35 protein-coding genes are annotated in these 23442 nt (G+C 37.9%); all 35 read left to right on the forward strand.

Translation table 11 applies throughout. From position 1 onward, the window contains the following. The first annotated feature begins 53 nt into the window (after positions 1-53). The 35 genes from GGQ60_RS20775 (at position 54) to GGQ60_RS20945 (ending at position 23439) form a co-directional block, all read left to right on the forward strand. Positions 54-1310: a prephenate dehydrogenase gene (locus tag GGQ60_RS20775; protein ID WP_183768000.1), complete on the forward strand. Its 1257-nt coding sequence runs from the start codon at positions 54-56 to the stop codon at positions 1308-1310. A gap of 193 nt (positions 1311-1503) precedes the next feature. Further along, the gene (locus GGQ60_RS20780; RefSeq protein WP_183768002.1) at positions 1504-1773 is read left to right on the forward strand and encodes a hypothetical protein; all 270 of its coding nucleotides are present in this window, start codon (positions 1504-1506) and stop codon (positions 1771-1773) included. 168 nt (positions 1774-1941) lie between these two features. Then, positions 1942-3420, forward strand: coding sequence for a WG repeat-containing protein (locus GGQ60_RS20785; protein ID WP_183768004.1), 1479 nt, complete (start codon positions 1942-1944; stop codon positions 3418-3420). 189 nt (positions 3421-3609) lie between these two features. Continuing rightward, a complete protein-coding gene (locus GGQ60_RS20790) occupies positions 3610-4443 on the forward strand; it encodes a sulfite exporter TauE/SafE family protein (protein ID WP_183768005.1) in 834 nt (277 codons plus the stop codon). 2 nt (positions 4444-4445) lie between these two features. Further along, positions 4446-4841 carry a DUF1634 domain-containing protein gene (locus GGQ60_RS20795; RefSeq protein ID WP_183768007.1) on the forward strand — a complete coding sequence of 132 codons (396 nt, stop codon included), beginning with the start codon at positions 4446-4448 and terminating at the stop codon, positions 4839-4841. 172 nt (positions 4842-5013) lie between these two features. Beyond that, positions 5014-5631 carry a 50S ribosomal protein L3 gene (rplC, locus tag GGQ60_RS20800; RefSeq protein WP_183768009.1) on the forward strand — a complete coding sequence of 206 codons (618 nt, stop codon included), beginning with the start codon at positions 5014-5016 and terminating at the stop codon, positions 5629-5631. Positions 5632-5635: 4 nt separating this feature from the next. Continuing rightward, entirely contained in the window at positions 5636-6265 is a 630-nt protein-coding gene (gene rplD / locus GGQ60_RS20805) for a 50S ribosomal protein L4 (protein WP_039475219.1), read from the forward strand. A gap of 1 nt (position 6266) precedes the next feature. Next, complete coding sequence (gene rplW, locus GGQ60_RS20810) at positions 6267-6557, forward strand: 50S ribosomal protein L23 (RefSeq protein WP_090501098.1); 291 nt, start codon at positions 6267-6269, stop codon at positions 6555-6557. Positions 6558-6577: 20 nt separating this feature from the next. Next, the gene (gene rplB, locus GGQ60_RS20815) at positions 6578-7402 is read left to right on the forward strand and encodes a 50S ribosomal protein L2 (RefSeq protein ID WP_183768011.1); all 825 of its coding nucleotides are present in this window, start codon (positions 6578-6580) and stop codon (positions 7400-7402) included. Continuing rightward, positions 7402-7668 carry a 30S ribosomal protein S19 gene (gene rpsS, locus GGQ60_RS20820; RefSeq protein ID WP_010599906.1) on the forward strand — a complete coding sequence of 89 codons (267 nt, stop codon included), beginning with the start codon at positions 7402-7404 and terminating at the stop codon, positions 7666-7668. The genes rplB and rpsS overlap by 1 nt, the downstream gene beginning before the upstream one ends. 7 nt (positions 7669-7675) lie before the next feature. Beyond that, positions 7676-8038, forward strand: coding sequence for a 50S ribosomal protein L22 (gene rplV, locus GGQ60_RS20825; protein ID WP_183768013.1), 363 nt, complete (start codon positions 7676-7678; stop codon positions 8036-8038). A gap of 7 nt (positions 8039-8045) precedes the next feature. Then, complete coding sequence (gene rpsC, locus GGQ60_RS20830; RefSeq protein WP_183768015.1) at positions 8046-8888, forward strand: 30S ribosomal protein S3; 843 nt, start codon at positions 8046-8048, stop codon at positions 8886-8888. A 40-nt stretch (positions 8889-8928) separates the two neighbouring features. After that, positions 8929-9351, forward strand: a complete 423-nt coding sequence (rplP, locus tag GGQ60_RS20835) for a 50S ribosomal protein L16 (RefSeq protein WP_113951798.1) — start codon at positions 8929-8931, stop codon at positions 9349-9351. Between the two features lie 73 nt (positions 9352-9424). Then, on the forward strand, positions 9425-9637 hold the full coding sequence (gene rpmC, locus GGQ60_RS20840) for a 50S ribosomal protein L29 (protein WP_183768017.1): 213 nt from the start codon (positions 9425-9427) through the stop codon (positions 9635-9637). Between the two features lie 10 nt (positions 9638-9647). Further along, entirely contained in the window at positions 9648-9902 is a 255-nt protein-coding gene (gene rpsQ, locus GGQ60_RS20845; protein ID WP_010599901.1) for a 30S ribosomal protein S17, read from the forward strand. Between the two features lies 1 nt (position 9903). Beyond that, positions 9904-10272 carry a 50S ribosomal protein L14 gene (gene rplN, locus GGQ60_RS20850; RefSeq protein WP_008244575.1) on the forward strand — a complete coding sequence of 123 codons (369 nt, stop codon included), beginning with the start codon at positions 9904-9906 and terminating at the stop codon, positions 10270-10272. Between the two features lies 1 nt (position 10273). After that, positions 10274-10615 carry a 50S ribosomal protein L24 gene (gene rplX, locus GGQ60_RS20855; protein WP_183768019.1) on the forward strand — a complete coding sequence of 114 codons (342 nt, stop codon included), beginning with the start codon at positions 10274-10276 and terminating at the stop codon, positions 10613-10615. Further along, on the forward strand, positions 10612-11178 hold the full coding sequence (rplE, locus tag GGQ60_RS20860; protein WP_308421200.1) for a 50S ribosomal protein L5: 567 nt from the start codon (positions 10612-10614) through the stop codon (positions 11176-11178). Before rplX ends, rplE begins: the two co-directional genes overlap by 4 nt. Next, complete coding sequence (rpsN, locus tag GGQ60_RS20865; RefSeq protein WP_183768023.1) at positions 11178-11447, forward strand: 30S ribosomal protein S14; 270 nt, start codon at positions 11178-11180, stop codon at positions 11445-11447. Before rplE ends, rpsN begins: the two co-directional genes overlap by 1 nt. A 157-nt stretch (positions 11448-11604) precedes the next feature. Next, a complete protein-coding gene (rpsH, locus tag GGQ60_RS20870; RefSeq protein ID WP_115402665.1) occupies positions 11605-12003 on the forward strand; it encodes a 30S ribosomal protein S8 in 399 nt (132 codons plus the stop codon). Between the two features lie 19 nt (positions 12004-12022). Next, on the forward strand, positions 12023-12580 hold the full coding sequence (rplF, locus tag GGQ60_RS20875) for a 50S ribosomal protein L6 (protein ID WP_183768026.1): 558 nt from the start codon (positions 12023-12025) through the stop codon (positions 12578-12580). Between the two features lie 5 nt (positions 12581-12585). After that, positions 12586-12939 (forward strand): 50S ribosomal protein L18, encoded by a 354-nt coding sequence (gene rplR / locus GGQ60_RS20880; protein ID WP_183768028.1) that lies wholly within the window; start codon positions 12586-12588, stop codon positions 12937-12939. A gap of 17 nt (positions 12940-12956) precedes the next feature. Continuing rightward, on the forward strand, positions 12957-13475 hold the full coding sequence (rpsE, locus tag GGQ60_RS20885; RefSeq protein WP_010599893.1) for a 30S ribosomal protein S5: 519 nt from the start codon (positions 12957-12959) through the stop codon (positions 13473-13475). A gap of 4 nt (positions 13476-13479) precedes the next feature. Next, positions 13480-13659 carry a 50S ribosomal protein L30 gene (rpmD, locus tag GGQ60_RS20890; RefSeq protein WP_090984037.1) on the forward strand — a complete coding sequence of 60 codons (180 nt, stop codon included), beginning with the start codon at positions 13480-13482 and terminating at the stop codon, positions 13657-13659. A 103-nt stretch (positions 13660-13762) separates the two neighbouring features. Beyond that, the gene (gene rplO / locus GGQ60_RS20895; protein WP_183768030.1) at positions 13763-14209 is read left to right on the forward strand and encodes a 50S ribosomal protein L15; all 447 of its coding nucleotides are present in this window, start codon (positions 13763-13765) and stop codon (positions 14207-14209) included. A 7-nt stretch (positions 14210-14216) separates the two neighbouring features. After that, positions 14217-15557 carry a preprotein translocase subunit SecY gene (gene secY / locus GGQ60_RS20900; RefSeq protein WP_183768032.1) on the forward strand — a complete coding sequence of 447 codons (1341 nt, stop codon included), beginning with the start codon at positions 14217-14219 and terminating at the stop codon, positions 15555-15557. An 8-nt stretch (positions 15558-15565) separates the two neighbouring features. Further along, positions 15566-16357, forward strand: coding sequence for a type I methionyl aminopeptidase (map, locus tag GGQ60_RS20905; RefSeq protein ID WP_183768034.1), 792 nt, complete (start codon positions 15566-15568; stop codon positions 16355-16357). A 63-nt stretch (positions 16358-16420) separates the two neighbouring features. Next, positions 16421-16639 (forward strand): translation initiation factor IF-1, encoded by a 219-nt coding sequence (gene infA / locus GGQ60_RS20910; protein ID WP_183768036.1) that lies wholly within the window; start codon positions 16421-16423, stop codon positions 16637-16639. Between the two features lies 1 nt (position 16640). Next, positions 16641-16757 carry a 50S ribosomal protein L36 gene (rpmJ, locus tag GGQ60_RS20915; protein WP_010599887.1) on the forward strand — a complete coding sequence of 39 codons (117 nt, stop codon included), beginning with the start codon at positions 16641-16643 and terminating at the stop codon, positions 16755-16757. 69 nt (positions 16758-16826) lie between these two features. Next, entirely contained in the window at positions 16827-17204 is a 378-nt protein-coding gene (gene rpsM, locus GGQ60_RS20920) for a 30S ribosomal protein S13 (RefSeq protein WP_010599886.1), read from the forward strand. A 151-nt stretch (positions 17205-17355) separates the two neighbouring features. Continuing rightward, positions 17356-17745: a 30S ribosomal protein S11 gene (gene rpsK / locus GGQ60_RS20925; protein WP_039475175.1), complete on the forward strand. Its 390-nt coding sequence runs from the start codon at positions 17356-17358 to the stop codon at positions 17743-17745. 61 nt (positions 17746-17806) lie between these two features. Next, positions 17807-18415 carry a 30S ribosomal protein S4 gene (rpsD, locus tag GGQ60_RS20930; RefSeq protein ID WP_183768038.1) on the forward strand — a complete coding sequence of 203 codons (609 nt, stop codon included), beginning with the start codon at positions 17807-17809 and terminating at the stop codon, positions 18413-18415. Between the two features lie 85 nt (positions 18416-18500). Continuing rightward, positions 18501-19493: a DNA-directed RNA polymerase subunit alpha gene (locus tag GGQ60_RS20935; protein ID WP_090984031.1), complete on the forward strand. Its 993-nt coding sequence runs from the start codon at positions 18501-18503 to the stop codon at positions 19491-19493. A gap of 122 nt (positions 19494-19615) precedes the next feature. After that, complete coding sequence (gene rplQ, locus GGQ60_RS20940) at positions 19616-20155, forward strand: 50S ribosomal protein L17 (RefSeq protein WP_183768040.1); 540 nt, start codon at positions 19616-19618, stop codon at positions 20153-20155. 314 nt (positions 20156-20469) lie between these two features. Further along, positions 20470-23439: a glycoside hydrolase domain-containing protein gene (locus GGQ60_RS20945; protein WP_183768042.1), complete on the forward strand. Its 2970-nt coding sequence runs from the start codon at positions 20470-20472 to the stop codon at positions 23437-23439. Positions 23440-23442: the final 3 nt, after the last annotated feature.

The following is a 23442-nucleotide window of genomic DNA, read 5'->3' on the forward strand; positions in this document are numbered from 1 at the left end:
AATTTTATCTAAGTTTTATTATAAAATAATTTACGATAGGTTACATTTGTTGCATGCAAATAGGAATTATTGGTTTAGGCGACATGGGCAAATTGTATGCTTTGTCGTTTGTAAAAGCTGGTTATAAAGTATGTGGGGCAGATATGCCCTTACGTTTTACGGATTTAAAAAATGAGCTTGAACCTAAAGGGATAGAAGTTTTGATTGATGGCCATGAGGTGGCGCGTAAATCGGATTTTATCATTTACTGTGTAGAAGCCGAAAAAATTGATGAAGTAGTGGCTACTTTTGCGCGCTCAACCAAATATGGTGCAATTGTTTCAGGTCAAACATCGGTTAAAAACCCCGAAATTGCTGCTTTTGAAAAGCACCTTCCAAATGATACCCAGATTGTAACCTGCCATTCTTTGCATGGGCCGGCTTTTAGTCCCGAGGGGCAAACGCTGGTGGTGGTGCGTCACCGTGCTACCGATGAGGTTTATGCGAAAGCATTGGAAATTTATAAGGCGTTAAAATCGAACATTATCGAAATGGACGACTATAGGGAGCACGACCGTATTGTGGCCGATACCCAGGCGGTAACGCATATGGGCTTCGAAAGCATGGGCTCGGCCTGGAAAAATGCAGGTTTTTTCCCCTGGGATAACCCGGCTTATGCAGGAGGGATTGATAACGTGAAGATTTTAACCACCTTACGGATTTTTAGTTACAAATCGCACATTTATGCCGGTTTGGCTATTTTAAATCCTTATGCGCAAAAGCAGGTAAAATATTATGCCCAGGCAGAATCTGAGCTGTTTAAGCTCATGATCTGTGAAAATGAAGCTGAGTTTAGGGAAAAGATTTATGCCGCCCGCGATTTCGTTTTTCATGAAAGCCGTTCGTTGCTGCTTTTGGATGATAACATCATGAAAGAATTCAGCTTGTCTGATGCAGACCATAAACAAAAGCCTAATTCACATTTAAGTTTACTGAGCATGGTGTATGCCTGGTATAAAATGGGGGTAAATCCTTACGATAACCTGATCTGTCAAACTCCGCCGTTTAAACTCCGCTTAGGCATTGCAGAATATTTATTTAAAAACGAGGAAATGCTCGAAGAATCCATCCAAACAGCACTGTACGATAAGTCCATCCGTGGCGATGACCTGGAATTCCATACCGCGGTACACGAATGGGCATCTATTATCGGCTATGGTGATTTAAAAGGTTATAAGGAACATTTCGAAGCGGCGAAATCATTTTTTGCCAACCGGCTGAACGATGGCAGGGATCTGAGTGCGGAGATGATTAAAAGGTTGGGGAAATGATGTAAGATGGAAAAATGTAAGATGGATGATGGAAAACGTATGATGGCATCTATTGTGTGTGTAGTGATTTATTAGCATGTAATTAAACTTACTAAAATATGCTGTTATCATTTTGATATTTTAATTTTATTTTTAAGAGATTGTTATTATTTTCGAATGAAATGTACGCTCATTTTTAAATCTAAATACCATTTTGGAACATCTCACCCAAACCCGCAAATTTTTAGTTACATCCAGGGCTATTCTGGCAATTATATTTTTGATTGGCACGCTACAAGCCTTATCTTTCCGCTTGAATTCCCTTGAGGTTCTGGTAAATGCAACAGTGTTATTTTATATAATCCTAATGATTGTTTTAGCGTATCAGGAAGCTTATAGTAAGCATCAATTTGTTGTTGTAAATAAAATTATTGGAGGTTTTTCAATCTTATTGGGCGGTTTTTTTAGGATATACAATAATTAAGGTCGGCAATAATTCTTTCGTATGGCTGAGCGTTTTATTGTGTGTTTGGATAATCGTCGTTGGGCTTTACGACTTGTTTGGAGAATGATTATTTCTTTGTCAGAAGAAGATGTTTTGAGGATTCTAAATTTAGAATGTAAATTCATATATAATTATTATTAATCGGTTATGAAAACTGTTTTTCTTTTGATATTATCAATTATTTTATCATCATCATTATATGGCCAACAGGTTTTGATCCCATATAGGCTCGGAAATGTTTGGGGACTTGCAGATACTTTAGGGAAAGTTGTAGTTGAACCAAAGTACAGTAAAATAGAAAGAACGGATAAATACGTTTATGGGAATGAAAAAGACAATCTGTTTATAGTTCAAAAAAACAATAAGTACGGAATTATAAAGGAAAGTAAGCTTATACTGGATACAAAATATAATAACCTTCATGCAGATTCCATGTTTATCATTGAAAGAAATAATATAAGAACAAGTCGCAAAACAATCTTATATAATCTTAAAGGGGAACAACTGCTAAAAGATAGCGTGAATTCGATCGAAGCAATTCAAGGCGGGAATAATATCCAAAAGCTTTATCGTATTGCTTACGGGCCAAAAAATAATGTTGGCATAATATGGTATAACCCGATAAAACAAAGTATCGAACAATGGATTGTTAAGGATGTGTTTGAAGCAAATGCCTATTCTTATGAAAATATTTTTGATCTATACTTGTATGAAACAAATAATCGGCAGGTAAAAAAATACGATATGTTATTCGATACCGAAAAAAATAAATATGCTCTGTTACCTGCCACGAACAGCAGAAAGGAGCCTCAGATTAAGGGAGATAACAGTCCGTTGTATGAAGGTAACAGCCGGGTTGGATCTTACAGTGAGGCACGCAAAACAATTATAAAAACATTTAATTTTTTCATAAAGGGGAATAAAATTCTGTTAAAAACATCCAACCGCAATTTGTATTACAACACTTCTTCTAAAACAGATACGCTTTCTTTTAATATTGATTTTGAAAAGGCTGAGGTTTGCAATTATGGTGATGAAGGATTTATCGCACATCAGTTTAAAATAGATGCGAAGTCGATTGATACCGTATTTAACAGGCCGAATTATATTAAATTTAAAAAAAATAATAAATTCGGAATCCTAGGTGCCTACAAGCCGATCCCTGCTGTTTACGATTCAATTAGATATTTTAGTAATGGGATTAACTATCATTATTTTATAGTCGGAAAATTTTCTAAAACTGGAATAATGCAATGGGGGGTTGTTAGTGCCGATAATAAAGAAATACTACCGTGTATATATGATGACATTGTAAGAAAATATCGTGGGGATTTCTGGCTTTTAAGGCAGGGTAATAAGTATGGACTTACGGATTTTAATGGAAAAGTCGAATTTCCGGTTGATGAGAGTCGATTTGAACCAAGTAGTGATTATTCTTCTTTTTCAATTGAGAAAAAAAATAAATATGGTTTTATAAATCCATATAGCAAATGTAATCCTGTACTAGCTTATAAAATTACCCGAAACATTGCGATAGGATCATATACTGTTTTTGAAGTAATAGATAAAAATAATAAGGTTTTAGGTAATGGAGATAAAAAAGGGTTTCTTTATTTTAAAAATTAAGGTTTGCTAAAGTTAATTTAATCAAATGGAATAATTTTAAACCGCGTTTAGGCCCTTTTGTAAATCATATAAAAATTAATAATTCTACATTATTTCTAATATTTTTCCCTTTTCCTATATAACATATAGACTTTATTTTATTCCCCAAATTCTTCGTTTAGGCAAAAACAGTACATTATATTTGCCCGCATGTCGGTATTGTTGTTTACCATTATCGTTTTAACAGGGGCTTTTTTGGCTGGTTTATTGGGTTCGCTAACCGGTTTAGGCGGAGGTGTAATTATTATTCCTTTACTTACCCTGGCTTTGGGTGTAGATATCCACTATGCCATTGGAGCATCTATTGTTTCGGTTATTGCAACCTCTTCAGGCTCAGCGGCGGCTTATGTAAAAGAGGGGATTACGAATATCCGCATCGGGATGTTTTTAGAAATCGCAACCACGATAGGCGCGGTATGTGGTGCCATAGTAGCAGTTTATTTAAATGCCAACTATATTGCCATTCTGTTTGGTTGCATCCTTATATTTTCGGCCATCATGACTTTAAAGAAAAAGGTAGATCATACCACGCAGGATGATACCGATAAATGGGCCAGATTTTTTAAACTCAACGGATCCTATCCCGATAGGGGGATAACGCATCCTTACGCGGTAAAGCATGTTCCGGGCGGTTTCTTTATGATGCTTTTTGCCGGAACCTTATCGGGCTTACTGGGTATTGGTAGCGGGGCGTTAAAAGTAATTGCCATGGATAATATTATGCGCCTGCCATTCAAGGTATCAACCACCACCAGTAACTTTATGATGGGCGTTACGGCTGCCGCAAGTGCAGTGGTTTACCTTCACCGTGGGCAGATTGATCCGGGTATTGCCATGCCGGTATGCATCGGTGTGTTAACGGGCGCATCTTTAGGCTCAAAGGTTTTATTGAAAACAAAAACCGATAAACTTAAAGCTGTATTTGCAGTTGTAGTAGTGTTTTTGGCCCTGCAGATGATTTATAAAGGCATTAGCGGATTATAAGGATGGATACAGCAAAAAAAGAAAACCTAAACGATAAAGATATTCAGTTAATTCTGGGCACGCTGTTGCGTGCAGGGGTAATCCTTTCGATGGGCATTGTGCTGATCGGGGGAATAATCTTTTTGATACACCACAACGGCTCCATTACCGATTATAAAGTTTTTAAACCCGAGCTTAATAAATTTTCTTCTATAACAGGTATATTCAGGGGTGTATTAAGCCTTCAGGGCGATGCCATTGTGCAATTTGGAATCCTGATGCTTATTTTTACACCTATTGCGCGTATTGTTTTTGCTATTTTCAGCTTTTTAATAGAGCGTGATTATCTTTACGTACTGATCGGATTTATCATTTTGGCTATTATAACCATCAGTTTAAATGGTGGTTTAGCTCATTAACCTTACTTTTAAGGTTAAATCGCATCATATCAGCAATTTATTTGAAAAAATATTTTGCTAACTATTTGAAAATTAATAATTCTTGTCTATCTTTGCCGTCCCTTTCGGGGGATGTACAACCACCTTGAACGAAGCCCTACTGCTTCGATGGGTGTTAAAAAGAAAAGATAAAATGTCAGGAATTATTGGAAAAAAAGTAGGAATGACCAGTATTTTCGATGCAGAAGGAAGAAATATTCCTTGTACTGTAATCGAAGCTGGGCCTTGTGTAGTGACACAAGTTAAGACCGAAGAAAAAGACGGGTATTCAGCTGTTCAGTTAGGATACGATGAGAAAAAAGAGAAAAACACAACTCAACCGTTAAAAGGCCATTTCGCGAAAGCAAACACAACTCCAAAACGCAAGCTGGTAGAATTCAACTCATTTACAACTGAACTTAATTTAGGTGATGTGGTAACTGTTGATGCATTTGCAGAAGGCGATTTTGTTGATGTTGTAGGTACCTCAAAAGGTAAAGGTTTTCAAGGTGTTGTAAAACGCCACGGATTTGCCGGTGTTGGTATGCAGACTCACGGTCAGCATAACCGTTTACGTGCCCCAGGTTCATTGGGAGCATCATCATTCCCATCACGTGTATTCAAAGGAATGCGCATGGCAGGAAGAACAGGTGGAGACAGGGTAAAAATTCAAAACTTACAGGTTTTGAAAGTTTATGCTGAGCAAAACTTATTAGTAGTTAGTGGTTCCATTCCAGGAGCTAAAGGTTCTTACGTAATCTTAGACAAATAATCAGATGGAAGTTAAAGTATTAAACATTTCAGGTAAAGAAACAGGTGCCAAGGTGCAACTTCCTGAATCGGTATTTGGTATCGAGCCTAACGACCACGCGATTTATTTAGATGTAAAACAGTATCTGGCAAACCAACGTCAGGGTACTCACAAATCTAAACAACGTAATGAGATTGCTGGTTCGACCCGTAAACTATACAAACAAAAAGGTACAGGTGGTGCCCGTGCTGGTAGCATTAAATCTCCGTTATTTAACGGCGGTGGTCGTGTTTTCGGTCCTCAGCCACGTGATTACAGTTTTAAATTGAACAAGAAATTGAAATCATTAGCACGTAAATCGGCTTTAGCTTATAAAGCAAAAGATAACAACGTGGTGGTTTTAGAAGATTTCAGCTTCGATACCATTAAAACTAAAAACTTTACAAGTTTATTGGCTGCTTTAAAAGTAGATACTCAAAAAACTTTGTTGGTTTTACCTGCACAAAATAATAATATCTATTTATCAAGCAGAAACGTTCAGAAAACTAAAGTAATTGCTGCTTCAGATTTGAATACTTATGATGTATTAAACGCTGGAGTACTTGTGTTAACTGCTGATTCTGTTAAAACTTTGGAGGAGGCATTTGCCAAGTAATATGGAAATTTTAAAAAAACCAATACTAACCGAAAAAGCTTCAGCTTTATCTGAAAAATCTAACCGTTTCACTTTTAGCGTTAACCACAAGGCTAACAAAATCCAGATTAAAGCAGCTATTGAGAAATTGTACGGTGTAACCATCGTTGCAGTTAACACCATGGTTGTTGATGGAAAAGCTAAATCTCGTTACACGAAAGCAGGTTTTGTATCAGGCCGTAGCCCTAAATACAAAAAAGCGATTGTAACGTTAAAAGACGGCGAAACAATAGATTATTACGCAACTCTTTAATTTAATAATTAATTATAACTATGGGCTTAAGAAAATTTAAACCAGTTACTCCAGGTACCCGCTTCAGAGTAGGTGCTAGTTTTACGGAGATTACAGCAACCAAGCCCGAAAAATCATTGGTTGTATCATCAAAAAAGTCTGGTGGACGTAACAATACAGGTAAGATGACTATGCGCTATATTGGTGGTGGTCACAAAAAATCTTATCGTATTATCGACTTCAAACGCGATAAATTCGATATTCCTGCAACAGTAGCTACTGTTGAATACGATCCAAACCGTACTGCCCGCATCGCATTACTACACTATGCAGATGGCGAGAAGCGTTATATCATTGCTCCAGAAGGATTGCAAGTTGGTTCGGTATTATTATCGGGCGATAAAGCAGCTCCTGAAGTAGGTAACACGCTAACTTTATCGAAGATTCCATTAGGTTCTATCATCCACAACGTGGAGATTCACCCTGGAAAAGGAGCTCAATTAGCCCGTAGTGCAGGTGCTTATGCACAATTAGCTGCCCGCGATGGTAAATATGCTACTTTAAAAATGCCTTCAGGCGAAACCCGTTTAATCTTGACTACCTGTCTGGCTACTATCGGCGCAGTATCTAACTCAGATCATGCGAACGAAGTATTAGGTAAAGCTGGTCGTAAACGTTGGTTGGGCCGTCGTCCGAGAACTAGACCGGTAGCGATGAACCCAGTAGATCACCCAATGGGTGGTGGTGAAGGTAGATCATCAGGTGGTCACCCACGTTCAAGAAAAGGTGTTTTAGCTAAAGGCTACAAAACCAGAGAACTTAAAAAATATTCTAATCGTTACATCATAGAGAGAAGGAAGAAATAATGGCTCGTTCGATAAAAAAAGGACCTTATATTGACCATAACGTAGAGAAAAAAGTAAACTCTATGAATGATTCAGGCAAAAAGTCTGTAATCAAAACTTGGTCTCGCAGATCAATGATTTCACCAGATTTCGTTAATCATACATTTGCAGTACACAATGGAAATAAATTTATCCCTGTGTACGTAACAGAAAACATGGTTGGTCACAAGTTGGGAGAATTTGCTCCGACCAGAACATTCAGAGGACACGCTGAAAAGAAAAAATAATTAGACAATGGAAGCAATAGCAAAATTAAACAATTGTCCAACCTCACCGCGTAAGATGCGTTTGGTTGTAGATCTTATCAGAGGTGAACGTGTAGAGAAAGCATTAAGCATTTTAAAGTTTACCAATAAAGAAGCAGCAATAAAAGTTGAGAAATTATTATTATCTGCTATCAAAAACTGGGAAGCAAAAAATGATGGTGCCCGCCCTGAAGAAAGTCAACTTTTTGTTAAAACAATTATGGTTGACGGTGGCCGTCAGTTAAAACGCTTACGTCCAGCTCCTCAAGGCCGTGGATATAGAATTCGTAAACGTTCTAACCACGTAACGCTGATTGTAGATAGTAAAAACACAGAAACAACTCAAAACTAATTAGGAAATGGGACAAAAAGCAAATCCAATAGGTGCCAGGTTAGGAATTATCAAAGGATGGGATTCTAACTGGTTCGGTGGCAACAACTACTCCGATAAATTAGTTGAAGATGAGAAAATAAGAAAATACCTTTCTGCCCGTATTGCTAAAGGTGGTGTTGCAAAAGTAGTTATTGAGCGTACGTTAAAACGTATCACTGTAACTATCCATACAGCCCGTCCAGGTATCGTAATCGGTAAAGCAGGTGCTGAGGTTGATAAAATTAAAGAAGAGTTGAAGAAATTGACTAAAAAGGAAATTCAGATCAACATCTTCGAAATTAAACGCCCAGAACTTGATGCACAATTAGTTGCAGAAGGTGTTGCAAAACAATTAGAAGCAAGGATCTCATTCCGTAGAGCAATGAAATCTTCTATCGCATCAACCATGCGTATGGGTGCTGAAGGTATCAAAATCATGACTTCTGGTCGTTTAGGTGGTGCTGAGATGGCACGTACCGAGCAGTACAAAGAAGGAAGGGTGCCTTTGCATACATTCCGTGCTGATATCGACTATGCTTTAGCTGAAGCCTTAACTACTTATGGTAAGATAGGTGTTAAAGTATGGATCTGTAAAGGTGAGGTTTATGGAAAACGTGATTTGTCTCCAAACATTGGTGCAGCAAACAACGGTCCAAAAGGCCAGTCAGAGAAACCTGCTTTCGGTGGAAGAGATAACAGAGGTGGTGGAAGAGAGAACCGTGGCGGTGGTAACGACAGACGTGGTGGAAACCAAGGCGGTCGTGGTCCGGGCCAGGGCGGTGCGAACAGAGGTGGTGGCGCAGGCGCTAACAGAGGTCCTCGTAAATAATTGATTTATTAACATCGTTTAACGATTAGAACAAAATAAAATGTTACAGCCAAAAAGAACGAAGTTCAGGAAGATGCAAAAAGGCAGAATGAAGGGTTTAGCTTCTCGTGGAGCTGAATTGGCATTCGGATCTTTCGGTATCAAATCTCTAGAAGCTACTTGGATCACAAGTCGTCAGATAGAGGCTGCCCGTATCGCCGTAACACGTTTCATGAAACGTGAAGGTCAAGTATGGATCAGAATTTTCCCGGACAAACCAGTAACTAAAAAACCTGCTGAGGTACGTATGGGTAAAGGTAAAGGTGCTCCTGAGTATTGGGTAGCCGTTGTAAGACCTGGACGTGTAATTTTCGAAGCTGAAGGAGTGCCTTTAGAAATTGCTAAAGAAGCCTTACGTTTAGCTGCTCAGAAATTACCAATCCAAACCAAATTCGTAGTACGTAGAGATTACGTAGAAGCATAGTAAAGTGTTGAGATGAATGTTGTAAATACTTGTTTATTATAACCGCTACACTCAACGTAAAAGAAAAAGAAAAATGAAAAATTCAGAAATCACAGGGCTTTCAAAAGAAGAATTAGTAGCTAAGATTGCGGAAGAGAAAGAGAACTTATCAAAACTGAAGTTCGCTCACACTATTTCAGCTATCGAAAATCCTTCACGCATTGCAAAAGTAAGGAAAGATATAGCCCGTTTAAACACGCAGTTAACTAAAGTGAAAAACACTGAGGCAGCTACTGAAACTAAATAATTTGAGAGTCATGGAAAGACAATTAAGAAAAACAAGAACGGGGTTAGTGGTAAGCAACAAGATGGATAAATCTGTTGTAGTGAGCGTTGAGCGTAAAGTGAAACACCCGATTTATGGTAAGTTCGTTAAGAAAACTACCAAATTTATGGCTCACGACGAGAAAAACGAATGCGGTATCGGCGATACGGTATTGATTATGGAAACTCGTCCTTTGAGTAAAAACAAGAACTGGAGATTGGTACAAATTTTAGAGAGGGCTAAATAAGATGGTACAACAGGAATCAAGATTAAACGTTGCTGATAACAGCGGCGCAAAAGAAGTATTGGTAATTCGTGTGTTAGGTGGAACCGGCAAACGTTATGCTTCAATTGGTGATAAAATAGTTGTTACCGTAAAAAGCGCTTTACCTTCGGGTAACATTAAAAAAGGTACGGTTTCTAAAGCAGTTGTTGTAAGAACTAAAAAGGAAATCCGTCGTAAAGATGGTTCTTATATCCGTTTTGACGATAATGCTGCTGTATTATTGAACGCACAGGATGAGCCAAGAGGTACACGTATCTTTGGCCCGGTTGCGAGAGAACTACGTGAAAAACAATTCATGAAAATTGTATCATTAGCACCGGAGGTATTATAAAATGGGAAACAAAGTAAATACACCATCAAAACTTAAAATCCGCACTGGAGATTTAGTTAAAGTAATTGCTGGCGATTCAAAAGGTCAACAAGGAAAAGTACTTTCAGTACAAAAAGATAAAAACAGAGCCATTGTAGAAGGCATTAACTTAGTAGCTAAACATACTAAACCGAATGCTGCAAATCCTAACGGTGGTATTATTAAAAAAGAAGCTGCTCTTCACATTTCTAACCTGATGTTGGTTGATCCAAAATCTGGTAAAGCTACCCGTGTAGGTCGTAAACTAAACGCTGACGGCAAATTGGTTAGAGTTGCAAAAATTTCAGGGGAGGAGATTAAATAATGGCTACACCTAGATTAAAAAGCAAATACAAAGAAGAAGTTGTAAATGCATTAAAAGAGAAATTTCAGTACAAAACTGTTATGCAGGTTCCTAAATTGGAGAAAATCTGTATCAATCAGGGGGTAGGTCGTTTTTCTGTTACGGATAAAAAAGTTATGGATACTACAATTGTTGAGTTGACTACCATTACTGGTCAGCAAGCAGTTGCAGCACAATCTAAAAAAGATATCTCTAACTTTAAGTTACGTAAAGGTATGCCAGTTGGTGTGCGCGTAACCCTACGCGACAACAACATGTACGAGTTCCTTGATCGTTTGATCTCTGTAGCTTTACCACGTATCCGTGATTTCAAAGGTATTAGCGATAAAGGTTTCGATGGAAAAGGTAACTACACTTTAGGGGTTACTGAACAAATCATCTTTCCTGAGATTAATATAGATAAAATCAATAAAATTTTAGGGATGGATATAACTTTCGTAACTTCGGCAAAATCTGACGTAGAAGCGCTTGAGTTATTGAAACAATTCGGATTACCATTTAAAAATCAAAAAACAGCAGAATAATGGCAAAAGAAGGTGTAAAAGCACGCGAAGTTAAGCGCCAAAAATTGGTAGCTAGATACGCTGAAAAACGTGCAGCATTAAAAGCTGCAGGAGATTACGAGGGCTTGGATAAATTACCAAAAAACTCTTCTCCGGTACGTTTACACAACCGTTGTAAATTAACTGGTCGTCCTCGTGGATATATGCGTACCTTTGGTATTTCAAGGGTAACATTCCGCGAAATGGCACTAGACGGTAAAATACCGGGTGTTAAAAAAGCATCTTGGTAATATAAAATAGTATTAAAGTACTGTAGTATCAGGTATCAAGACTTAATTATGTCTCGATACTTGATACTTATGTCTTTATACTAAAAAAAGAATTTTAACCGATAGCAGGTCCCACAGCTGGGTAGCAGAAGGAAACCACTATCAAAAACAATAAATAATGAATACAGATCCAATAGCAGATTATTTAACAAGAGTAAGGAATGCCATTAAGGCCAACCACAGAGTTGTAGAAATTCCTGCATCAAACCTTAAAAAGGAAATTACTAAAGTACTTTTCGATAAAGGTTACATCGCGAATTATAAATTTGAGGATACTACTGTACAAGGCACCATCAAAATTGCTTTAAAGTATAATCCGATCACTAAAATTCCTGCTATTCGTACGTTAGTGCGAGTAAGTAAACCAGGTTTGAGACAGTATGCAGGCGTTGAAAATATGCCAAGAGTATTAAACGGTTTAGGTATCGCAATCTTATCTACTTCTAAAGGTGTAATGACCGATAAAGAAGCAGCCAAATTAAACATTGGTGGTGAGGTATTGTGTCACGTTTATTAATATTTAGGAGAACAACACAATGTCAAGAATAGGAAAAGCCCCAATTACAATCCCTACAGGTGTAACCATTACAGTATCTAACGATAACGTGGTAACTGTAAAAGGCCCTAAAGGTGAATTATCACAAGCAGTTGATAAAGATATCACTGTAAGTCAGGAAGATGGAATTTTAACAGTTCAACGTCCATCAGATCAAAAGAAACACAAAGCATTACACGGTTTATACCGCTCGTTGCTTAACAACATGGTTGTTGGTGTTACAGAAGGTTATACATTAACCCAAGAATTAGTTGGTGTTGGTTACCGTGCTACAAACCAGGGTAACACACTGGATTTGGTTTTAGGTTATTCTCACCACTATGTATTCCAGTTACCAGCAGAGATTAAAGTAACTACGCAATCAGAAAAAGGTCAGACTCCTAAAATTATTTTAGAGAGTATCGACAAACAATTGATTGGCCAGGTAGCAGCGAAAATCCGTTCGTTACGTGCACCAGAACCATATAAAGGTAAAGGTATCAAGTTTGTAGGTGAAGTGTTAAGAAGAAAAGCAGGTAAATCAGCATCTAAAAAATAGTAATCATGGCAGGTAAAAAATTATCAAGAAGAGATCGTATTAAAAAAGGGATCAGAAAAAGACTTACCGGTTCGGAAGAACGTCCAAGGTTATCTGTATATAGAAGCAATAAAGGGATTTATGCGCAGGTAATTAACGATGTAACCGGTACAACAATAGCATCAGCATCATCATTATCGAAAGATTTTACTGGTACTGGAAGCAAGAGCGATCAATCGGTTGCTGTAGGTAAATTAGTTGCCGAAAAAGCAATCGCCGCAGGTGTTAAAGAAGTTGTTTTCGATAGAAACGGCTATTTATACCACGGTCGTGTGAAATCGTTGGCAGAGGGTGCCCGCGAAGCTGGTTTAGTATTTTAATCTGAAGAAAAAGTAAGATGTCAACTATTAATATAAAAAGAGTAAAAACCACCGATATCGAATTAAAGGATCGTTTGGTTAGTATACAACGTGTTGCCAAAGTAACCAAAGGTGGCCGTACGTTCAGCTTCTCAGCAATTGTTGTTGTAGGTGATGAAAACGGTGTTGTTGGTTTCGGTTTAGGTAAAGCGAAAGAGGTAACTGAAGCAATTGCAAAAGGTGTGGATGATGCTAAAAAGAACTTGGTAAAAGTTCCAATTTTAAACGGTACTGTTCCTCATGAGCAAATCGGTAAATTCTCTGGCGGTTTTGTGTTGATCAAACCAGCTGCAGTAGGTACCGGTGTAATTGCTGGTGGTGCAATGCGTGCTGTATTAGAGAGTGCCGGTGTACACAACGTATTGGCAAAATCTAAAGGATCATCTAACCCACACAACGTGGTAAAAGCAACTGTTGATGCATTAACTAAAATGCGCGATGCTTATACAGTAGCTCAAACCCGTGGTATTGATTTAAACAAAGTATTTAACGGATAATATTATGGCTAAGATCAAAATAACACAAGTAAAAAGCGTTATCGACAGAAGCGAGCGCCAAAAAAGAACCGTTCAGGCTTTGGGTTTATCTAAATTGAACCAAAGTGTTGAGGTTGAAGCTACACCGCAAATTATCGGTATGGTTCGCAAAGTGAACCACCTGGTAGCTATCGAAGCAATCTAAAAAAAAGTGAAAGGTAATATGGGGTAAAACCCGTATTACCTTTATATATGTTTAATCGTTGTACCTGTTTAGTGAAAGCGAAGGGCAACACAAATTCAAAAAAATGAATTTAAGTAATTTAAAACCTGCAAAAGGTTCTACAAAAAACAGCAAGAGAATTGGTCGTGGTACAGGTTCTGGTCGTGGCGGTACTTCAACCCGTGGTCACAAAGGTGCGGGTTCCCGTTCTGGTCACTCAACCAAAATCGGTTTCGAAGGTGGTCAAATGCCATTACAACGTCGTGTGCCTAAAGTTGGTTTCAAACCAATCAACCGTACTGAATATGTTGGTGTAAACTTAGATGTTCTACAGGCTTTAGCTGAAAAACACAACTTAACAGCTATCGATTTTGCTGCTTTACAAGCACACGGTTTAGCTTCTAAAAACGACTTAGTTAAAATTTTAGGTCGTGGTGAAGTTAAAGCAAAGCTAGAAGTTTCAGCACATGCGTTCTCTGCAACCGCACAAAAAGCTATTGAAGCTGCAGGTGGTTCTATTGTAAAATTGTAATTATTAAATGAAGAAGCTATTTACTACTTTAAGTAATATCTGGAAAATTCAGGAATTAAAAGAGCGTATATTGTTTACGCTCTTAATTCTTTTGGTATACCGTTTTGTATCTCACGTGGTTTTACCGGGTGTGGATCCAACTGCTTTAGGTAATAACGAAAAATCGGGACTTTTAGGCTTACTTGATATGTTTGCCGGAGGATCTTTCTCTCGTGTTTCTATCTTGGCATTGGGGGTAATGCCTTATATCTCTGCATCTATCGTGGTGCAACTATTGGGTATTGCTGTTCCTTCTTTTCAAAAAATGCAGAAAGAAGGCGAAAGTGGTAGAAAGAAAATGAACCAGATTACCCGTTACCTAACGGTAGCGATCACAATCGTTCAATCTGTTGGTTACGTGAAAACGCAAGTTCCTGCAGAAGCTATTTTATTGCCAAACACTTTATTTTTAGTACTATCTACATTTGTATTAACTGCAGGTACATTATTTGTAATGTGGTTAGGTGAAAAAATTACAGATAAAGGTATTGGTAACGGTACATCACTGATCATTATGGTGGGTATTATTGCGCGTTTACCAGTTGCAATTTCTCAGGAATTCAGTGCACGTGTAGGTTCTGCCAGTGAAGGTGGAGGCCCGGTTGCCCTGGTTTTAGAGATCGTTGCATTATTTGCTGTGGTTATGTTTACCATTTTAATTGTCCAAGGTGTACGTAAAGTGCCTGTACAATATGCTAAGAAAATTGTTGGTAACCGTCAATTTGGTGGTGTGCGCCAGTACATTCCTTTGAAAGTGAATGCTGCCGGTGTTATGCCGATCATTTTTGCCCAGGCATTGATGTTCATTCCGGGTGCCTTAATGCAGTTTGTTCCTTCTTTGCAGGGTTCATGGTTAATCCAGTTTAGCAACACCACTTCGTTGGCTTATAGCTTAACTTTCGCTATTTTAATTATTGCATTTACTTTCTTCTATACCGCCATTACAGTTAACCCAACTCAAATGAGCGATGATATGAAGAAAAACGGTGGTTTTATTCCAGGTATTAAACCTGGTTTTGCAACATCGACTTTTATTGATGATGTAATTTCCAAAATCACTTTCCCGGGTGCTGTATTCTTAGCGATCATTGCTATCCTTCCATCGTTAGCGGTTAAATTTGGTATTAAACAAGAATTTGCTCACTTCTTTGGTGGTACTTCTTTATTGATTTTGGTTGGTGTGGTATTGGATACTTTACAACAGATCGAAAGTTATTTATTGATGCGTCACTATGATGGTTTGATGAAAACGGGCAGGGTTACCGGCAGAACAGGTGTTCCTGCTGCTAGTAGCAACGCAGCGTTGTAGTGTAAAGAATGTCTAAAATCTATTACAAATCTCTTGAAGAGATCGAGTTAATAAGAGAAAGTTCCATGCTTGTTTCTAAGACTTTGGCTGAAGTGGCCAAAGTAATAAAGGCAGGCATGACTACTATTCAGTTAGATAAACTGGCTTACGAGTTTATTAATGACAATGGAGCGATCCCGGCATTTTTAAACTACAATGGTTTCCCTTATTCTTTATGTATTTCGCCCAATGAGCAGGTTGTTCATGGTTTTCCAAGCGATTATGTAATTAAAGAAGGCGATCTGATTTCGGTCGATTGTGGTGTAATCAAAAATAACTATTTTGGCGATTCGGCTTATACTTTCTCGATAGGGGAAGTAGATGCCGAAAAACAAAAATTGGTAGAGGTTACTAAACATTGCCTGGAGTTAGGAATAGAGAAAGCAGTGGCGGGTATGCGTATCGGCGACGTTGGTTTCGCTGTTCAGCACTATGCAGAAAGCAATGGATTTGGAGTAGTAAGAGAGCTTGTTGGACATGGTGTTGGCGTTAAGCTTCACGAAAAACCTGAAGTTCCGAATTATGGAAAGCGTGGTGCGGGACCAAAACTTGAAGAAGGAATGGTAATTGCGATAGAACCCATGATTAACGCGGGTGTTGCCGGTGTTAAATTTCATAAAGACGGATGGACAGTAACGAGTAAAGACAATAAGCCATCAGCACATTTTGAACACACAGTGGCCATAAAAAAGGGCAAGGCAGAAGTTTTATCAACGTTTTCTATTATAGAAGAAGTTTTACAAAAAAAAATAAATAATTAAAATTTTTTATTTAACTTTGCAACCCTGTTTGGAAGCAGCTAATTAAGTAACAATCAATAAAATATGGCTAAACAAGCCTCAATTGAACAAGACGGAGTAATAAGAGAAGCATTATCCAATGCGATGTTCAGGGTTGAACTCGAAAATGGACATGAAATTATTGCGCACATTTCAGGAAAGATGAGGATGCACTACATCAAAATTCTTCCTGGTGATAAAGTTAAATTGGAAATGTCTCCTTATGATTTAACAAAAGGACGCATTACTTATAGATACAGATAAAATGAAAGTTAGATCATCAATTAAAAAACGTAGCGCTGATTGTAAGATTATTCGCCGTAAAGGTAAACTTTACGTAATCAACAAGAAAAATCCTAAATACAAGCAACGTCAGGGGTAATTAAGAATATTGTAATCAACCGTACAACGGTGGCCCGCCGTTCGGAATTACTTAAAAGCATCAATAAATATGGCAAGGATTTCAGGTATTGATTTACCAAGAAACAAAAGAGGAGAGATCGGTTTAACCTATATCTACGGAATTGGCAGAACAACTGCACAACGTATTTTAACAACTGCAGGTATCGATCTTAACAAAAAAGTGCAGGACTGGTCTGATGATGAGTTATCAGCAATCCGTACAATGATCAACGATGAGATTAAAGTAGAAGGTGCTTTACGCTCAGAAGTTCAGTTAAACATCAAACGTTTAATGGATATTGGTTGTTACCGTGGTTTACGTCACAGAAAAGGTTTACCTTCTCGTGGTCAGCGTACTAAAAATAACTCACGTACTCGTAAGGGTAAGAGAAAAACAGTTGCTAACAAGAAAAAAGCTACTAAGTAATAGATAGATAGGAGATGTGAGATTTTAGATGTGAGAACCATGTCTTTAAAATCTGCTCAAATCTGGAATAAAAGAGAAAATTAGGATACTGAGTATCGGGGTAGAGAAAGTTTCATATCTCAAGTCTCATATCTAAAATCTAAAAGATAAAATGGCTAAAAGTAAAAAAGTAACAAAAAAACGTATCGTTGTAATTGAGCCTGTTGGTCAGGCCCATATCAATGCTACCTTCAACAACATCATCGTTACCTTAACAAACAACAACGGACAGACTATTTCATGGTCTTCTGCTGGTAAAATGGGCTTTAAAGGTTCTAAAAAGAACACCCCTTATGCAGCTGGTCAAGCGGCTTCAGATTGCGGTAAAGTTGCGTTTGACTTGGGATTACGTAAAGTTGAAGTATTTGTAAAAGGTCCGGGATCAGGTCGTGAATCTGCAATCAGAACTTTACAGGTAGCAGGTCTTGAAGTAACGTCTATTAAAGATATTACTCCACTTCCTCACAACGGATGTCGTCCTCCTAAAAAGAGAAGAGTTTAATTAATTTTAAAGCTAAGAATCTCCAGCTACAGGTTGGATGATACTTTAAAAACAAAGAAAAATGGCAAGATATACAGGCCCAAAATCAAAAATCGCACGTAAATTCAGAGAACCAATTTTCGGTCCTGATAAAGTGTTAGACAGAAAAAATTATCCTCCTGGACAACATGGTGTGTCAAAAAGAAGAGGAAAACAATCTGAGTATGCAATCCAGTTAATGGAGAAACAAAAAGTAAAATATACTTATGGTGTATTAGAAAAGCAATTCAGTAACTTGTTTAAAAAAGCATCTTCTCGTGCTGGTATTACCGGTGATAACTTACTTCAGTTATTAGAAGCACGTTTAGATAACACAGTATACCGTTTAGGTATTGCAACAACCCGTTCTGGTGCACGCCAGTTAGTTAGCCATAAACACGTAACCGTGAATGGTGAAGTTGTAAATATTCCTTCGTATCAGTTAAAAGCTGGTGATGTGGTTGCTGTTCGTGAAAAATCTAAATCTTTAGAATCAATTACTAACTCGGTTGCTGGCAGAACAATTAACAAGTTCGGATGGTTAGAGTGGAACGCCAGTGAATTAACTGGTAAATTCTTAACTTACCCTCAACGCGATGAGATTCCTGAAAACATCAAGGAAAACTTAATTATCGAGTTATACTCAAAGTAATAAATAAGCAAGTTAATTACCTCAAAAGGGTAATTAACTTTTTTCTTGTTACTATATATTCAATAACGAATTTAAAAAAATATAAATGGCAATTTTAGCATTTCAGAAACCAGACAAAGTGATCATGCAGAAATCGACTGATTTCGATGGCACATTTGAATTTCGTCCTTTAGAGCCCGGTTTCGGTGTAACAATTGGTAATGCCTTAAGAAGAATTTTACTTTCTTCATTAGAAGGTTATGCTATTACTACTATTCGTTTTTCAGGCGTTTCTCACGAATTTTCTACCATTAAAGGTGTTGTAGAAGATTTAACTGATATCATCTTAAACTTAAAACAAGTTCGTTTTAAGAAAACAGGTGATTCAGGTGATTCTGAAAAAGTGTTTATCATCGTTAATGGCCAAGATCAGTTTAAAGCTGGTGATATCACTAAATTCTCTAACAACTTTACAGTTTTAAACCCTGAGCATGTGATTTGCAACATGGATAAATCTGTTACTTTGGAAGTGGAATTAACCATCAATAAAGGACGTGGTTATGTACCTGCTGAAGAAAATAAAGTTGCTGATGCTGTTGTAGGAGTAATCGCTATCGATTCGATTTATACTCCTATGAAAAATGTAAAATACACGATCGAAAATTTTCGTGTTGAGCAAAAAACGGATTATGAGAAACTGGTTCTAGATATCTCTACTGATGGTTCAATTCATCCGGAAGAAGCACTAAAAGAAGCGGCTAAGATCCTTATCCAGCACTTTATGTTATTCTCTGATGAGAATTTGGTATTAGAATCTCAGGCTAAAGAAGAAACTAAAGAGGTTGATGAGGAAATTTTACATATGCGTAAAATCCTTAAAACAGAATTAGTAGACATGGATCTTTCAGTTAGAGCATTAAACTGCTTAAAAGCTGCTGATATCCGTACCTTAGCTGATTTAGTTTCTTACGATGTTGCTGATATGTTAAAATTCAGAAACTTCGGTAAAAAGTCTTTAACAGAGATCCAGGAATTAGTAAAATCAAAAGGTTTGTCATTTGGCATGAACCTGTCTAAATTTAAATTAGACGAAGAATAGTTCAGTTTTCAGTAGAGAGTTTTCAGTTTGAAAATTGGATATTGAAATTTGAAAATTAAATAATTTTTAACAGTGTATAATTCCCTCTGAGACAGAGACGGTATACACTTAATCAAAGAACAATGAGACACGGTAAAAAAGTTAATCACTTAGGCAGAACCGACAGCCACAGAAAAGCGATGTTAGCTAACATGGCTACTTCACTTATTAAAGCAAAAAGAATTACTACAACTTTAGCTAAAGCTAAAGCTTTACGTACTTATGTTGAGCCATTAATCACTAAAGCGAAAAATGACACTACTCACTCACGTCGTACAGTTTTCTCTTACCTACAGGATAAAGAAGTAATCACTATTTTGTTCCGCGAAGTGGCAGAAAAAGTGGCTAACCGTCCAGGTGGTTACACTCGTATCATTAAATTAAACAATCGTCAGGGTGATAACGCTGAGATGGCTTTAATTGAACTGGTAGATTATAACGAAGTTTACGGTAAAGAAGTAGAAGCTAAAGAAGAGAAGAAAACAACTCGTCGTGGTAGAAGTAAATCTGCTGCTGCTCCTAAAAAAGCTACTGAAGCGAAAGCTGAAGCTGCTGAAGAGGCTGCACCAGAAGCTGCTCCTGCTGAAGAAGCGCCAGCTACTGAAGAACCAAAAGGAGAATAATTTTATTCAGCCGAAAATAAAGAAAGTCCTGTTCGAAAGAGCAGGACTTTTTTGTTTTCATTCCATTCTGAGTACAGTGATGCATCCTGAAGTATGCCATCCCAATCCGAACAAAGAAATAGAACCTGGCTTAGTTGAACTTGGTAGTATATCATGATTCTGTACGATAGGGAAAAGATTCTTCGCTTTGCTCAGAGTGACAAGATTCCAGACCAATAGCTAGTGAACCAATCAGGCAAACGTTTGTCTCATTTTTTCATTACATAACATTTTTTCAGATAGGTATCTATAAATTAGCCTTAAACAAATTTGAAATGAAATTTAGGTTTTTTCTATCACTCTGTCTTTTCTGGCAGATCTCTCTTCATGCGCAAGTAGTAAACTATACCAATGGTAATCATGCCTGGAATCCTGATTCATTAGGTAACCATCGTGTTGTGCTCCAGTTTGCCGGTACCGGTAAAATTGCACATGCCAAAATAGATTGGCGCAGAAGGGATAAACATCCTGAAGCTAAGGGAATCATTATTCAGGATGCAAACGGTAAAAATGTGGATGTTTATGGTACCGATAAATTAAGCCGGGAAAGTGTAGATGTTTATTTTGAGCCTAATGGTGTGGGAAAATACTATGTATATTACCTGGCTTATAAAAACGAAGGAAGAAGCAATTACCCAAAGGGTGTTTATTTAAAACCTAAAGCAGCAGATCAGAACTGGTTAAACCAGGCTAAACGTACTGCTGTAAATACTTCGGTATCAGAGATTCAATCTATTGATGCTTTTAATAGCTTCTATCCAATGGAAGTAATTGCTACAGCGAAAGAAACAGCAGCAATAAAAGCCAAGTACGTAGCAGATGCTTTTGTGGTATTCCCGGAGGACCGGATGTTTCCTGTAAAAATGCAAGACGATTTGCCCTACCGTTGGATACGGAAAGGAGCAGCCAGTACTTTTACTGGTACAGCAAGTAAAGGAGAGAATTACTCCTTTCAATTAGGCGTATTTGCACTAAAAGATTTAAACAAAGTAACCGTAAGCTTTGGCGATTTAAGAACTACCACAGGAAAGATAATTTCTTCGAAATTTATTAACTGTTTAAATACAAAAGGAACAAGTTACGACAATAAACCTCTCGTGAAAGAGGTGAATGTAGCTGCAGGTAAGGTCCAGTCCATGTGGATTACCGTTGATATTCCTAAAACTACCTCAGCCGGTGTATATACGGGTAATTTTGTAGTTAAAGCCAATGGAAAATCGAAAGTAATTGCCGCTAAAATTACCGTAGGCGATGAGGTTTTGGTCGATGCCGGCGTAGGCACACCCGATAAACAAACCCGTTTAACCTGGTTAAACTCTACTTTAGCGCAATCCAATACAGTAGTAGCTCCCTACACACCCCTAACAGTAGATGGGAATGTGATCTCGCTTTTGGGAAGAAAATTTGAGATCAATCCGGATGGTTTTCCTAAACAAATTCAGACTTTCTTTAATGCAGAGATGACGGCTTATACCGATAAGCCTAACAATATTTTAGCTGAGCCCATTCACTTTCACTTTTTTAATACGCCAAAAACACAAGAGAAATTTGTTGCAACCAATTTTCAGATGACCAGCAAAGAGGCAGGTATAGTAAAATGGACGGTTACCAATACTTCAGAAAATTTGAAAATGGACCTGGAAGGTGCGTTGGAATTTGATGGCTATGTACATTACGTGGTTAAGGTTACCGCTTTAAAAGATGTAGAGTTCAGTAATGTAGATTTTCATATTCCATTTGATAAAGGCGCAACCAAGTATTTAATGGGGTTGGGTGAAAAGGGGGGAATAAGACCTGACACTGTTAAATGGAAATGGGATGTGGCCAATAAAAACCAGGATGCTGTTTGGATTGGTAACGTAAATGCAGGGCTGTATTATAATTTAAGAGATGAACACTATGTTCGTCCACTAAATACCAATTTTTACCTGCAGAAGCCTTTATTGTTGCCTAAATCGTGGGGGAATGAAGATAAAGGCGGTATCCAGATTAATGTTAAGGGCAGTTCGATGCTGGCCGATAACTTTACCGGTGCAAGAAACATGAAAAAAGGTGATGTACTGTACTACAACTTCAATTTACTGATTACGCCGTTTCACTTACTCAATACCGATTTTCAGTGGGATAACCGCTTTTACCATAAATACGGCGATTTAGATGCCATTAAAGCTACCGGTGCAAGTGTGGTAAATATCCATCATGCTACGCCGATCAACCCGTGGATCAACTATCCGTTTATCGAATGGAAAAAGATGAAAGGTTATATTGACGATGCACACAGCAAAGGATTAAAAGTAAAGATATACAATACTGTTCGTGAGCTTTCTAACCGAGCCTATGAATTACCTGCTTTAAGAAGCCTGGGTACTGAGGTCTATTCTCCCGGAAAGGGAGGAGGGTTTAGCTGGTTACAGGAACATTTAGATTCTAACTACATTGCAGCCTGGTTTGTGCCCGAAATTAAGGATGCTGCTGTAATTAACAGCGGAATGAACCGCTGGCACAATTACTATGTGGAGGGCATGAACTGGTTGGTAAACAATGTTGGGATTGACGGCGTGTATTTAGATGATGTTGCTTTCGACCGTGTAACCATGAAGCGCATAAAACGTGTATTGACCCAAAACAATCATCCGGGAATTATCGATCTGCACTCTGCGAACCAGTACAACAAAAGCGATGGCTTTAATAATAGTGCCATTTTATACCTAGAGCATTTTCCTTACCTGAACCGTTTATGGTTTGGCGAATATTTCGATTATCAAAAAAACATGCCCGATTTCTTCTTAACCGAAGTGAGTGGTATTCCGTTTGGTTTAATGGGAGAGATGTTGCAGGATGATGGAAACCCATGGCGTGGGATGATTTATGGTATGACCAGCCGTTTAGGTTGGTCGGAGAAAAGCGATCCACGACCATTGTGGAAAGCATGGGATAACTTTGGTATAAAAGGATCGGAAATGATAGGTTACTGGAGCGAAAACTGCCCTGTTAAAACAGATAATCCAAAAGTTTTAGCCACAGTTTATAAGAAGCATGGTAAAACTATGGTGGCTTTAGCCAGTTGGAACGAAGGGGATACCAATGTTAATCTAGCTATCGATTGGGCTAAACTAGGCCTTGATGCTGCCAAAGTTAAAATAACTGCTCCTGCAATTGAAAAATTCCAAAAAGCAGGAAGTTATACCGATGGAAAATCGGTTCCGGTTGAAAAGGGAAAAGGTTTGATTTTGATTGTGGAGTAATTA

The organism is Pedobacter zeae, assembly GCF_014196715.1.
In the GTDB taxonomy this organism is placed as follows: Bacteria; Bacteroidota; Bacteroidia; order Sphingobacteriales; family Sphingobacteriaceae; genus Pedobacter; species Pedobacter zeae.

Excerpts from the sequence above, each read along its gene's own strand:
- GGQ60_RS20775 (WP_183768000.1), top strand. The coding sequence starts at position 54 with ATGCAAATAGGAATTATTGGTTTAGGCGACATGGGCAAATTGTATGCT.
- GGQ60_RS20785 (WP_183768004.1), top strand. The coding sequence starts at position 1,942 with ATGAAAACTGTTTTTCTTTTGATATTATCAATTATTTTATCATCATCA.
- GGQ60_RS20790 (WP_183768005.1), top strand. The coding sequence starts at position 3,610 with ATGTCGGTATTGTTGTTTACCATTATCGTTTTAACAGGGGCTTTTTTG.
- GGQ60_RS20795 (WP_183768007.1), top strand. The coding sequence starts at position 4,446 with ATGGATACAGCAAAAAAAGAAAACCTAAACGATAAAGATATTCAGTTA.
- rplC (WP_183768009.1), top strand. The coding sequence starts at position 5,014 with ATGTCAGGAATTATTGGAAAAAAAGTAGGAATGACCAGTATTTTCGAT.
- rplD (WP_039475219.1), top strand. The coding sequence starts at position 5,636 with ATGGAAGTTAAAGTATTAAACATTTCAGGTAAAGAAACAGGTGCCAAG.
- rplW (WP_090501098.1), top strand. The coding sequence starts at position 6,267 with ATGGAAATTTTAAAAAAACCAATACTAACCGAAAAAGCTTCAGCTTTA.
- rplB (WP_183768011.1), top strand. The coding sequence starts at position 6,578 with ATGGGCTTAAGAAAATTTAAACCAGTTACTCCAGGTACCCGCTTCAGA.
- rpsS (WP_010599906.1), top strand. The coding sequence starts at position 7,402 with ATGGCTCGTTCGATAAAAAAAGGACCTTATATTGACCATAACGTAGAG.
- rplV (WP_183768013.1), top strand. The coding sequence starts at position 7,676 with ATGGAAGCAATAGCAAAATTAAACAATTGTCCAACCTCACCGCGTAAG.
- rpsC (WP_183768015.1), top strand. The coding sequence starts at position 8,046 with ATGGGACAAAAAGCAAATCCAATAGGTGCCAGGTTAGGAATTATCAAA.
- rplP (WP_113951798.1), top strand. The coding sequence starts at position 8,929 with ATGTTACAGCCAAAAAGAACGAAGTTCAGGAAGATGCAAAAAGGCAGA.
- rpmC (WP_183768017.1), top strand. The coding sequence starts at position 9,425 with ATGAAAAATTCAGAAATCACAGGGCTTTCAAAAGAAGAATTAGTAGCT.
- rpsQ (WP_010599901.1), top strand. The coding sequence starts at position 9,648 with ATGGAAAGACAATTAAGAAAAACAAGAACGGGGTTAGTGGTAAGCAAC.
- rplN (WP_008244575.1), top strand. The coding sequence starts at position 9,904 with ATGGTACAACAGGAATCAAGATTAAACGTTGCTGATAACAGCGGCGCA.
- rplX (WP_183768019.1), top strand. The coding sequence starts at position 10,274 with ATGGGAAACAAAGTAAATACACCATCAAAACTTAAAATCCGCACTGGA.
- rpsN (WP_183768023.1), top strand. The coding sequence starts at position 11,178 with ATGGCAAAAGAAGGTGTAAAAGCACGCGAAGTTAAGCGCCAAAAATTG.
- rpsH (WP_115402665.1), top strand. The coding sequence starts at position 11,605 with ATGAATACAGATCCAATAGCAGATTATTTAACAAGAGTAAGGAATGCC.
- rplF (WP_183768026.1), top strand. The coding sequence starts at position 12,023 with ATGTCAAGAATAGGAAAAGCCCCAATTACAATCCCTACAGGTGTAACC.
- rplR (WP_183768028.1), top strand. The coding sequence starts at position 12,586 with ATGGCAGGTAAAAAATTATCAAGAAGAGATCGTATTAAAAAAGGGATC.
- rpsE (WP_010599893.1), top strand. The coding sequence starts at position 12,957 with ATGTCAACTATTAATATAAAAAGAGTAAAAACCACCGATATCGAATTA.
- rpmD (WP_090984037.1), top strand. The coding sequence starts at position 13,480 with ATGGCTAAGATCAAAATAACACAAGTAAAAAGCGTTATCGACAGAAGC.
- rplO (WP_183768030.1), top strand. The coding sequence starts at position 13,763 with ATGAATTTAAGTAATTTAAAACCTGCAAAAGGTTCTACAAAAAACAGC.
- secY (WP_183768032.1), top strand. The coding sequence starts at position 14,217 with ATGAAGAAGCTATTTACTACTTTAAGTAATATCTGGAAAATTCAGGAA.
- map (WP_183768034.1), top strand. The coding sequence starts at position 15,566 with ATGTCTAAAATCTATTACAAATCTCTTGAAGAGATCGAGTTAATAAGA.
- infA (WP_183768036.1), top strand. The coding sequence starts at position 16,421 with ATGGCTAAACAAGCCTCAATTGAACAAGACGGAGTAATAAGAGAAGCA.
- rpmJ (WP_010599887.1), top strand. The coding sequence starts at position 16,641 with ATGAAAGTTAGATCATCAATTAAAAAACGTAGCGCTGATTGTAAGATT.
- rpsM (WP_010599886.1), top strand. The coding sequence starts at position 16,827 with ATGGCAAGGATTTCAGGTATTGATTTACCAAGAAACAAAAGAGGAGAG.
- rpsK (WP_039475175.1), top strand. The coding sequence starts at position 17,356 with ATGGCTAAAAGTAAAAAAGTAACAAAAAAACGTATCGTTGTAATTGAG.
- rpsD (WP_183768038.1), top strand. The coding sequence starts at position 17,807 with ATGGCAAGATATACAGGCCCAAAATCAAAAATCGCACGTAAATTCAGA.
- GGQ60_RS20935 (WP_090984031.1), top strand. The coding sequence starts at position 18,501 with ATGGCAATTTTAGCATTTCAGAAACCAGACAAAGTGATCATGCAGAAA.
- rplQ (WP_183768040.1), top strand. The coding sequence starts at position 19,616 with ATGAGACACGGTAAAAAAGTTAATCACTTAGGCAGAACCGACAGCCAC.
- GGQ60_RS20945 (WP_183768042.1), top strand. The coding sequence starts at position 20,470 with ATGAAATTTAGGTTTTTTCTATCACTCTGTCTTTTCTGGCAGATCTCT.